The following is an 11,047-nucleotide window of genomic DNA, read 5'->3' on the forward strand; positions in this document are numbered from 1 at the left end:
CGCTTGAGCCGTGGTGATTCCCCTCAACAAGCTCCGCGCCGCCGGTGCCATGCTCGGTGCCGCGCTCGTTGCGGTTGCCCTGGTGATCATTTGGGTGGCGCGGTCCGAGACGGATCGCGTCGTCTACGTGAGTGGGCTGGGCGCTGACGGCGAGCCGACCGCAGCCCGGTTCGAGCTCGCGCTGTTGCTGATCGTCGGCGGTGGGCTCATGGTCGCCTGGGGCGCGCGCGGGGTGCGCTCTCGGCTCCCGTACCTGAACGCCTGGGCCCCCTCGGCAACGCTTGTGGTGTCGTGTCTCCTGTTTTTCGTCGCCTCGCAGGTGCCGTGCACGTACGGCTGCCCGGTCCCGGTGGGGGACACCTTTACCTGGCAGGACCTGATCCATACAAGCTCCGCGGTGCTCGCCTTTGGAGCGGCGGCCTGGGCCATGCTGCAGACCGCGTTTGCCGAGGGCTACCCGCGTCTGCGCCGGATCTCCCTCGCGGCGGCAATCCTGGTTGCCGTGATTGCCGCCGCCGGAGGGATCATGTCGCTGCTGCAGTTCCGGATCGATGTCGGGAGCCTGTTCGAGTTCATTGCCACGTCGATCGGGATCTTCTGGCTGAGTCTGCTCGGGGTTGCAACAGCGCGCACGGCGGTGATGCCGAGCGCTGCGGCGACTACTCCCAGCTGAGCGCGAGTCCGGTTGCGGCCCCCGGCAGGGTGGTTACGACGCGCTCGACACCAGTTCCCAACTGCACCTCACGGATAACGCCGGAGAGGTCCGAGACATATGCGACATGGTGGATCGTGTCGAGCGCAAGCCCGATCGCCTCGCGGTACCCACGGGACAGCACCGTGGGAGTTGTGCCGGGCTCACCCGCTGCCGGGATCGGTGCGCGATTAAGGGTGTTCCCGTCCGGTCCAGCGCCCCGGTCCGTCCAGTAGAGCATGCCCGCGGAGAGATCGAGTTCCAGATCGATGGGCTCGGGCAGGTCGTGCCACAGCGTCTCAATATCGCGTCGCGTCGCGGCGCGTTCGCCCTCGGGGATCTCGATCCCTGCACGCATGATCCGACCCTGACCCACATCAGCGTTCCCCTTTTGCGTCCAGTACAGGTGTCCCGCCGCGGCGTCAACAGCGATCCCGACGCACCACTCTTCGACCTCACTGGGGCCGCTGCCGCGGGTGTCGACGAGCTGAGTGAGCCCGGAGCCATCGGCCTCAGCGCGGTAGATCCCGCGCCCCTCTCGGTCGCTCCAGTACAGCCGCCCGGTCGCCGGATCCGCCGCGAGCTGCTTGCCCGTAACAAACGATCCGCGGTCGACGATCACTTCAGGCTCGCCGCCTGTCAGGGGGATCCGCTGTACAGATCCATTGCGGGTGGTGAACTCCGGTTCTTCTCCCGTGGCAGCAGCACCATCGGGTTGCCCCATGCACGTGAACGTCACTGCCCCGGCTGAGGTGTCCACGGCAATCCCGTCGGGGGCCTCGCGCAATCCCGACACGAGCGGCACAGTGTCGCCCGAACGAGGGTCGATGCGATTCACGCTCCCACCGAGCACGTCGAGTGCGTACAGCACCGGGCGGCGCTGCTCCGAGCCGACAGTTGCACGCACGGCCCGAGTGATGCGATCGCGCCGACCCGCGCGCTCCGGGTAGGTGTCCGCAATCCCGTAGGTCGATTCGACCTGCTGCACCAGCGCCTCGCGGGCTGCAGGGGTGAGTTCGGGCCGATGCAGTTCGATCGCGTCGAGCGCGGCTCCCACGTGTTCGATGATGTGCCGCAGGCCCGCGGGGCCGCCGCCCAAATGAGAAGCCTCGAACACGCCGATCGACGCCCAGCGCAGCCCCAGGGACTCTTGGAAGATCACGTCGAAGTCGCGTGCATCAACCACGCCGTTCGCGACCAGCCACATCGCTTCGTCAAGCACCGCCTTCTGGACTCGGTTTCCCACGAAGCCGGGCACCTCGCGTTGCAGGGCAACGGGAACCTTTCCGATGTCGCGGTAGATCCGCTCGGCTGCCTGCACAAGATCGGCGCGGGTGTCGGGCCCGGGCACGATCTCGACAAGCGGCATGATCTGCGGCGGATTGTACGGGTGGCCCACCAGGATCTGCTCCGCGCGCTCGTTGCCCTCGGCAAGGAGCGAGGGCAGCAAGCTCGACGTCGAGGACGCGATGATCGTGTCCTCGGAGGCCGCTGCAGCGATGTCTGCGAGCAGGGAGCGCTTGATTTCCAGGCGCTCGGGTCCGTTCTCTTGCACAAGTGTGGCCCCGCGGACCGCGTCAGCGATTGAGCCCGCAATCTCGAATCCGCGATCCGTGGGAATCGCGTCGGGGGAGACATCGTAGATCGCGACCTCCCAGCCGCGCTCGCGGAAGAGCTCGGCCCAGGAGAGGCCGATGACCCCAGCTCCGATGATGGCAACGCGTGAGGTAGTCATAGTGTCTGAACCTTTCTGAGTGTGGAACTGGCGGGACCGTCAGTGGGTGGAACGCGGCAGCTTGGGTGGCAGCGGTTGCGGGTTAGCCGGTGGGAACGTCGCTCAGGACGCCGCGCAGCGCGGTGAGGATTGCGTCGCGGCGCAGCCTGTCCGGAGTATCGACGAACGGCCCTTGGAGTACCGAGCCCACGTGGCACGCGATCAGGATGCGTGTTGCTTCGTCGGCATCCGGAATCAGCTCGGCTCCGACGGCCTGCGCAACACCCTGCAGCACGGGAACGACCTGATGCTGGAATGCCTCGCCGTGCGCGCGCAGGACCTCGGCCATTTCCGGGTCGCTGCCTGCGCGCAGACCAAAAATTGCCCGGAGCGCGTACCACTGGGTGTCTGCAGGAATGACGCGGAGCATCTCATCGGCCGCCGACTCAATCACGACCTCCCGGGACTCGCCTGCTTGGGGGTGGTGTTGTTCGAAGCCCTCCATGCCCGCGATCAGTTCATCGGTCTTACGTTCATATAGTGCGAAAAACACGTCGTCCACTGTGCGGAAGTTCGAGTAGAACGCGCCACGCGTGAAGCCCGCGCGGGAGCAGATCTCGTCGATAGAAGCGGACGGGGCACCGCGCTCAGCGAAGATCGCGGCGGCCGCGTCGAGGAGTGCGCCCCGGGTGCGCACGCGCGCCCGGGGTGCGGCGGGTGCAGCCGGTGCGCCGACGTCGCTCGCAGTGCCGGTGGAGTCGCCCTGGGTCATGGCCGGTTCCCTTTCATCACAATTCGATGCATAATGAATTCAATACGAATTGTATCGAAGTAGCCAGGTGAGCGCATCACCGGATTGAGAGGCATCGTGCAGTATTCACTTCCCGCAAACGCGGCAGAACGTCCCATCGTTGTGGTGGGGGCCGGAACGCTGGGCCGGCGCATCGCCGCAGTGTTCGCGGCCGGTGGTTCGGATGTCCGTATCGCCGACCTCCAGGAAGCGCAGCGTGAGGCGGCGCTCGCCTACATCTCGGAAACGCTGCCCGAACTCACTGAGCGCCTGGCGCAGCATGGCAAAGCCCCAGTCGCCGGATCGGTCACCGCGGTCGAGCAGGTCGCCGACGCACTCTCCGGCGCCTGGCTCGTGGTCGAGGCCGTGCCGGAGAAGCTCGAGATCAAACGGCCCCTCTTTGGGGACCTCGACCGGCTCGCCGATCACGACGCGCTACTTGCCACGAACTCCTCCTCGTACGCCTCCCGGATGGTGATCGATGAGGTGACAAACGCTGAGCGTGTTTTCAACATGCACTTCGCTATGCCGCCGACAAGCATGGCGGTTGAACTGATGAGCGACGGCCAGACCTCGGAAGGCTTGCTCGAAGAGGTGGCTGAGGAGCTGCGACGTTTTGGACTCGCACCCTTCATCGCACACGCCGAAAGCACAGGCTTCATCTTCAACCGAATCTGGGCCGCGATTAAGCGTGAAGCACTCGCCGTTGTAGCGGAAGGTGTCAGCACGCCCGAGGACGTCGACGCCATCATGCGCGCCAACATGGGACTGCCAGCAGGGCCCTTCGCGCTCATGGACCAGGTGGGGCTCGACGTGGTGCTCGACATCGAAGAGCACTATGCGGCGGAGACACCGACCCTGCCGAGTGGGCCGCGCGAGCTGCTGCGTCGCTACGTCGAGGCGGGCAAGCTGGGGCGCAAAACAGGCGAGGGCTTCTACAAACACGAGGCGTAGCGCGCAGAGGGTAGCGTTCGGGCCGGGCCGGGGCACGGCCCGAGCCTTCACCCGCCGAGCGCCCGAATCACCTGGGCAGCGGCACTGTGCCCGGCATCCTCCGCGATATGACGTGCGGATCGTCCGTCGGCGTCGACGCTGCTCGGGTCAGCCTGCGCGCGCAGCGCCACGGCCACCGCGTTGGCGTCTCCGGAAGCCGCCGCGTCCAGGAGTGCAGCCGCGGGATCCGTCGGCGCGGGAGCCTGCAGGATCGCCTGAAGTACCGCGGCGCTTCCCGGATACCCCTTCCACTCCGCCATCTGCAGCGGAGTGAGCCCTTCGGTTACTGAGGGGCGGTCGAGCTCTACGCCTCCGGCCGCGAGCACGCGAATCGCGGCGTGATAGCTCGGATCGTCGCGGCCGAACCAGACGGCCTCGTGAATTGCCTGGTACCCGACGCGGTTGACGTGATCGAGCGGCACACCGGCCCGGATCAGTTCGCCCGCCACGGCCCAGTGTCCGCGCTCGGCCGCTCGAATCAGGCCGGTCCCGTTCCAGCTGTCGAGATCCGCCACATTCGCACCGTGGGTGAGAGCGAGCCGCAGGAACTCGGTGTGCCCCTCGCTGCTCGCGATGAGGTACGCGGACTGCATCGTCGAGTCCTGGGCGTTCACGTCCGCGCCCTGGGCGATCAGGGCCTCTGCCGCAGCAACGTCATTTGCCCAGGCGGAATCGCGCACGAGCTGATCAAGCTCTGCCTGGCTGAGCTCCGGGGCCGCAGGGCTCGGGGGCGCGGGCTGTATCGAAGGTGCCGCGTCCGTGAGTGGCGCAGTGGAACTCGGCGACGGAGCGGGGGAGGGTGTCGGCTCCGGCGCGCAGCCCACGAGGAGTAGGGACAAACCGACAAGCGCGGTGAGTGGCGTGCTCGCCCGGACTGCGCGAGCGGGCCTGCGAGAAGCAAAAATCGGGCTCATGTGGCTCACGCTACGTCCGGTGCGTTGTCGGAGACATCAACTGATCGGTTGAACTGCCTGGTGGGTGAGGCAGTGGCTCAGTAAAAACCAAAAACACCCGGTCAGATCTTCATCTGACCGGGTGTTGACTGGTGCGCCCCGAGGGATTCGAACCCCCGACCTTCTGATCCGTAGTCAGATGCTCTATCCAGCTGAGCTAGGGGCGCTCGTTGGTTTCCCAACTTGGAAAACATTACACGAGCCCCCAATGAAACGGAAATTCGGGCGCGAATCCCGGGCGTGTACGCTCCCGGTTTTGGCCCAGCGTGAGCTCCGTGAGTGAGGCCACCGCACGTCACCGACCCGGTCTCCATGTTCGCGGCGCGCAGGCAAGGTACCCTTGTCTCCGTGCCAGAGAACATCACTGCCCCCGCGAACTCCCAGACTGCCCTTGAGCGTGCCGAGTCGCTGATCCTCGAGATCCCGGACTACCCGAGCTCTGGGATCCTGTTCCGTGACATCACCCCGCTCCTCGGCGACGCAGCCGCATTCCGGGCCACAGTCGACGCGCTGATCGCTCCCTTCGCAGGCCAGTTCGACGTCGTGGCAGGACTGGAGGCCCGGGGATTCCTGTTCGCGAGCGCCGCTGCCTATGCAAGTGGTGCCGGCCTGATGCCGGTGCGCAAAGCAGGCAAGCTGCCCCGCCCCGCGGCCAAGGTCGACTACGCGCTCGAATACGGGGTCGCCGTCGTTGAAGCGCACAACGACTTCCCGCGCGGTTCCCGCGTGCTTGTGATCGATGACGTGCTCGCCACGGGCGGCACCCTGGTGGCTGCTCACGCCCTGATGGCTGAGCTCGGCTACGAGGTCGCGGGTACCTCGGTGCTGTTTGAGATCGCGGATCTCGGCGGTCGCGCCGCGCTGAACGACCCGCAGCTCCACACGGTCTTCCACAGCTAAGCACGCGAGACTGACGGGTCGGACCCGGGGTTCGGGGGAGCCAGTAAGTATGAGCAAAGACGCGAAACCGTCTCGGCGCGGGTTGCCCGGCCCCGACTTCTTCGACCTCGCGGGCAGCGACCCGGACCTGCTGAACTCGGGACGGATCCCCGATCCGGCCCCCGCGCACACCCCGTTCTTTCGGTGGCTCGCACGCATCCTCACGACGATCGAGGCGCGGCTGCGAGCTCGGGGCGACACCTCGGTGCGGAACGCACTGCGTGTGGGGTGGGCCCTGCTGGCCGCCGTGGGCCTCTTCCTGCTTGTCGGCCCCGTGATCAACAAGCCACTCGAATTCGACGACGTCATCGCCTCCGCGAACGTCGACGAAGTCGATTGGGTGGCACGTGACGCCACAGTCGACTACACCGTGACGCGGGACCCCGAGGGCGGTTTCGCCACGACGGTGGAGGAGCGGTACACCGCGGACTTCCGGAACGGGCCCGAAACCGCCGTGGAGCGAGTGCTCGTCACGGAATTCCAGGGCCACGACGCGGAGTTCGCGCTCGGCCAGGTCACCGTCGACGGAGAGACGATCGCCGCCGAAGTGGACCGGCGTGCGACGACTACCACGATCCGCATCGTGCGTCCGGACGGGGAACGCTTCGATGGCGAGCACGAGATTGCCGTCAGCTACGAACTGCACAACCTGATCACCCCGAAACCAGACGACGCGACGGGGGCGATCGTCGACGCCTGGAACTGGCCCGTGTTCGGTGAGCTGTGGCCCCAGGCGACGAAGGGCATTGAGGTCTCGCTGACCCTGCCACAGGAACTCGACGAGGCGCTTGTGCGGCCGCCCCAGGCGTATGTGGGTTGGCTGATCGCGAGTGCGACGCAGTGGCTTGAACCCGACGGTGCGACTGCTGCGGGCATCCGATACAGCTTCACCAACGATCAGGGGCTTCCGCCCTACCCGGACATCCTGATCCGCACAAGCTTCGACGCCGGTACCTTTGCGCAGCCGGAGACCACAGCGCTGTTCTGGTGGCAGAGCTTTGGTCCGTTGCTCCCGCTCGCGGGACTTGCCGTGCTGACACTGTTCGCGGCCGCAGCCCGCAAGGTTGTCTGGGCGGACAGCGCCGGCGAGCCCTGGTATTTGCCGCGCAGCACGCCACCCGCGGGCCTCTCACCCGAGCTTGCCACAGCGCTGCTCGGTCGCTCGGCACACGCCGAACTTGTTGAGACGCTCACAGAGCGGGTGACCCCTGCGGAGCGCAGGTCCTGGCTGGCGCGCCTCGCACGCGCGGGGCGTCGGGCCGGACGCCTGGGCAACGCCCCCACGGTCCTCACCACCTCGGCGCGCTGGCGTCGCTCTGATGAGGTGGTAGCGCAAGGCCTCCGATGGGTGCCGGACAGCTACGTCCGCGACTTCTTCGTCTACGCTCCAATCGCGGTCACGCTGCTGCAGTGGGGGCTGCTGCGTCAGCTTTCACACCAAGTCATTCTGCTGGTTGTGTGGTGGCCCGCCGTCTTCGTGCTGCTCGCGACCGCGTTGGCGATCGCCACGCTTGTGCTTGTGCGCCGGCCTCGTCCCCTCACCCCAAAGGGCGCACGCGCGGTGCAGGATCTCAAGGGGATCCACGTGTTTGCGCGGGCAACACGATTGCTGGATCGCGGGCCCGTGGACGAGCCGCTGCTGCCCTATGCGGTGCTGTTCGTCTCGCCGCGCCGTGCGGGATCCCGAGTGACCGAGCATGCAATCCGGGAGACCGGCGAGCTCTCGCTCGCGCAGGGCTGGCGCGGCGGGAACTTCCTGACGTTCCCCGCGATCCTGGCGCTGCTCGCCGCGGGTGCCGTCCTTGCCGGGGCGATCGGTGTTGCGGCTACGGTGCCGCCACCCTACGCCAAAGCGGAGCGGTTCAGCGACGATGCAAGCAACCTCCCGGGCATCCTTGCCACGGAGATCCAAGGCTTTGATATTCGCGCCGAACTCACCCGGGACGACGCAGATGCCGCCCGGCTCGAGGTTGTAGAGCGCTTTACGGTGGTGTTCGCGGAGGACTCTGCGCGAGTGCCGCAGTTTGCTCGCGAGTGGAGCACCCAGTATCTCGGTCAAGATCTCGGCTTCGAGCTCGATTCTCTGCTCGTGGACGGAGCTCCGGCACCGATCCGGGAGATCCCGCAGCCGCGCAGTGCCGTGGTCACCACCCAGCTCGCCGAGGCGCTCAGCGGGGAGCACAGCGTCGAGGTGCGCTACACCCTGGCACGCCCGGTGGTTGACGCGGGCACGGCGAGCGAAGCCACGCAGCAGCTTCGGTGGGCGGCCCTCCTCGACTCGTGGGAGGACGAGTACTACGTCAATCCCAATAACCCCTACGACGGGAGCGAGCCGGTGCGCCCGCTTCGGGTGCAGCTCACGGTCGCCCCGGAACTCGCGGACGAGATTCGCGAGGGCGGGTGGATCGACACGGATAGTGACCGGGCGAAGATCCCGTTCGTATCCGGAAATGCGGTGGCACCGTGGGTTACTGAGATGTCGAGCTACACCGAAGACTCGCAGCGACTTGAGCTGCGTATCGGCTCGGAAAGTCATGAAAAAGATGGCTCTGTGGTGTTCCGATTCGACGCGGACTCGGTCGAATCGCGGATCACCGACCCGATGGCGGAGCTGGATCAGAGCGCTGCCGACCCCGAGGCGGAGGATCCGGACGCGGGCTTCGAAGTCTCCCCGGAGGTGAACGCGACCCTCGGGCACTACGAACTTCAGATCGGTTCATACACGGACCTCGGGGCTCGCCTTTCCTTTGCTCCGGACACCTTTACCGGGGTCACCGCGAGCGGCGCGCAGCGATTCTTTGCTGACTACCACCGACCCTACGCGCTGATGATGTGGGGCACGGGAGGGCTGATTGCGGCCGCGCTCGGCGTCGCAGCCGCAGCGGCGCTCCGGCGCCAGACCCCGGGGCTTTCCCTGCGACTCGTCGCCTTCGTCGCGCTCCCGGTCCTCGCGATCGCGCAGTGCGTGGTGTTCTGGTGGGTCATCGGGTCGATGCCCGGGGGAGACGCACTGGGAGTCGGTGCGTTTGTGCTGGGTGGCGTCCTGCTGGCTGCCATCCTTGCCGAGTGCCTCATCGTGGCGGGGCTGCGGCCCAAATTCCAGAACCGTTCGACGTCCAAGAGAGAATAGGCGTATGACCCAGACTGACGCTTCCGCAGCCTTCTTCACCGCACGTGACCAGTTGCTGGCCTGCGCGGGAGATCCGGCGCGCGCCCGCGCCGAGTTCAGCTGGCCTGATGTGGGCGACTCGTTCAACTGGGCGCACGACGTCTTCGACGTGATCGCCGAGGGTAATGACACTGTCGCGCTCTGGATCGCGGAGGAAGACGGCAGCGAACAAAAACTCACCTTCGCGGAGCTGAAGCACCGCTCCGACCAGGTGGCAAACTGGCTGCGCAGCACGGGCGCACGCAAGGGCGACGTAGCAATGCTGATGCTCGGCAACCGGGTCGAGCTGTGGGAGATCATGCTCGCCGCCATGAAACTCGGCGTCGTGATCCTCCCCACCTCAGTGGTGCTCGGCGCTGCAGAGCTTGAAGACCGAGTCGCCCGTGCACGCGTGAAGTGGGTATTTGCCGCGCCCGAAGATGCAGTGAAATTCGCGGACGTTCCGGGCTCCTACCGTGGGGTGGGTGTCGGGCTCGCAGACGCGTCGAAAGATCAGCGCGCCGCGCTGTGGGAGTGGGCCCACTACGAAGAGTCCCGGGCGTCCGGGGCGGGCACTATTCCGAACCGGACGCTGAGTCAGGATCCGTCGCTCATCTACTTCACGTCGGGGACAACGAGCCTGCCCAAGATCGTGGTGCATTCCCACACGAGCTACCCGCTGGGGCACCTCACCACAATGTCGTGGATCGGTGTACGTCCCGGAGACACACACCTCGTGATTAGCGCGCCCGGTTGGGGAAAGCACGCGTGGTCCAGCTTCTTCGGGCCCTGGCACGTGGGGGCGACGATCTTTGTGGCGAACTACGGCCGATTCGATGCCGAGTTCCTCGTGTCGGAGCTTGATCGCGCCGGCGTCACAACGTTCTGTGCGCCGCCTACGGTGTGGCGCATGCTGATCCAGCACCGCCTCGACACGAAGCCGCGTGCGCTGCGCGAGGTCGTGTCAGCGGGCGAACCCCTCAATCCCGAAGTGATTGCGCGCATCCAGGAATGGTGGGGGCTCGAGATCCGCGACGGCTACGGCCAGACCGAAACCACCGCTCTCATTGCGAACATGCCGGGCGACCCCGTGGTTCCTGGTGCCATGGGTCTCCCGCTGCCCGGTGTCGACGCGATCCTCGTGGACCCCGTGACGGGTGAAGAAGCCGAAGAGGGCGAAATCTGCCTGCGAATCGTTCCCGGTGACGCTGCCGACGCTGCCGCCGCACCGCGGAGTGCGCCGGTGAACCTGATGACCGAGTACCTCGGCAACCCGGAGGCCACCGCCCGGGCAACCGCGGACGGACTGTTCCACACGGGTGACGTGGCGCGCCGCGGTGAGGGTGGGGTCCTCACCTTTGTGGGCCGCACCGACGACGTCTTTAAGTCCAGTGACTTCAAGGTCTCCCCGTTTGAGGTGGAGAGCGCGCTGCTCGAACACCCGGCGGTCGCGGAGGCCGCGGTTGTGGGCGCACCCGACGAGACCAAGCTGAACGTGACGAAGGCGTATGTGGCGCTCGCCGCCGGGGTCCCCGCAAGCCAGGACACAGCGCGGGAGGTGCTGGCACACGCCCGCGTCGCATTGCCGCCGTACATGCGCGTACGCCGGGTTGAGTTCTTCGAACTTCCGAAGACGACCTCGGGCAAGATCCGCCGCGTCGAACTCCGCGACCGTGAGGTCGTGGCGTACGACGCGGGCGAGCGGCTGCCGGAGGAGTGGCGCGAAGAAGACTTCCCCGGTCTCAAGGGCTAACGCCCTCCTGGCCGCAGTGCGCTGGAACGAGTAGGTCCACCAGGCCCCGTAGTCAACCGCGTTTGA

The 11,047-nt window shown here is 66.6% G+C and carries 8 protein-coding genes and 1 tRNA gene; 5 read left to right on the top strand and 4 right to left on the bottom strand.

The features are described from left to right. Positions 1–10 precede the first annotated feature (10 nt). Positions 11–673 (top strand): DUF998 domain-containing protein, encoded by a 663-nt coding sequence (locus FM113_RS11475; RefSeq protein WP_254908984.1) that lies wholly within the window; start codon positions 11–13, stop codon positions 671–673. Here the strand turns inward: FM113_RS11475 and FM113_RS18280 are convergent. Next, entirely contained in the window at positions 660–2,426 is a 1,767-nt protein-coding gene (locus tag FM113_RS18280) for a 3-hydroxyacyl-CoA dehydrogenase NAD-binding domain-containing protein (RefSeq protein WP_217896004.1), read from the bottom strand. The genes FM113_RS11475 and FM113_RS18280 overlap by 14 nt on opposite strands. 82 nt (positions 2,427–2,508) lie before the next feature. Next, positions 2,509–3,177: a TetR/AcrR family transcriptional regulator gene (locus FM113_RS11490; RefSeq protein ID WP_087014803.1), complete on the bottom strand. Its 669-nt coding sequence runs from the start codon at positions 3,175–3,177 to the stop codon at positions 2,509–2,511. A gap of 96 nt (positions 3,178–3,273) precedes the next feature. On the opposite strand from FM113_RS11490, the gene FM113_RS11495 reads away from it, so the two are divergent. Continuing rightward, on the top strand, positions 3,274–4,149 hold the full coding sequence (locus FM113_RS11495) for a 3-hydroxyacyl-CoA dehydrogenase family protein (RefSeq protein ID WP_087014805.1): 876 nt from the start codon (positions 3,274–3,276) through the stop codon (positions 4,147–4,149). Positions 4,150–4,196: 47 nt separating this feature from the next. Here the strand turns inward: FM113_RS11495 and FM113_RS11500 are convergent, their stop codons facing one another. Both FM113_RS11500 and FM113_RS11505 read right to left on the bottom strand, forming a co-directional pair. Further along, complete coding sequence (locus FM113_RS11500; protein WP_140393353.1) at positions 4,197–5,102, bottom strand: ankyrin repeat domain-containing protein; 906 nt, start codon at positions 5,100–5,102, stop codon at positions 4,197–4,199. A 129-nt stretch (positions 5,103–5,231) separates the two neighbouring features. Continuing rightward, positions 5,232–5,308, bottom strand: a tRNA-Arg gene (locus tag FM113_RS11505). Between the two features lie 181 nt (positions 5,309–5,489). On the opposite strand from FM113_RS11505, the gene FM113_RS11510 reads away from it, so the two are divergent. Genes FM113_RS11510 through FM113_RS11520 form a run of 3 tightly spaced genes read left to right on the top strand, consistent with a single transcriptional unit; the run spans position 5,490 to position 10,981 of the window. Continuing rightward, complete coding sequence (locus tag FM113_RS11510; protein WP_254908985.1) at positions 5,490–6,041, top strand: adenine phosphoribosyltransferase; 552 nt, start codon at positions 5,490–5,492, stop codon at positions 6,039–6,041. Between the two features lie 49 nt (positions 6,042–6,090). Further along, a complete protein-coding gene (locus FM113_RS11515; protein WP_087014813.1) occupies positions 6,091–9,210 on the top strand; it encodes a DUF2207 domain-containing protein in 3,120 nt (1,039 codons plus the stop codon). Positions 9,211–9,214: 4 nt separating this feature from the next. Next, positions 9,215–10,981, top strand: coding sequence for an AMP-binding protein (locus FM113_RS11520; RefSeq protein WP_087014815.1), 1,767 nt, complete (start codon positions 9,215–9,217; stop codon positions 10,979–10,981). The last annotated feature ends 66 nt before the right edge of the window (positions 10,982–11,047 follow it).

The organism is Leucobacter sp. 7(1) (genome assembly GCF_900163635.1).
In the GTDB taxonomy this organism is placed as follows: Bacteria; Actinomycetota; Actinomycetes; order Actinomycetales; family Microbacteriaceae; genus Leucobacter.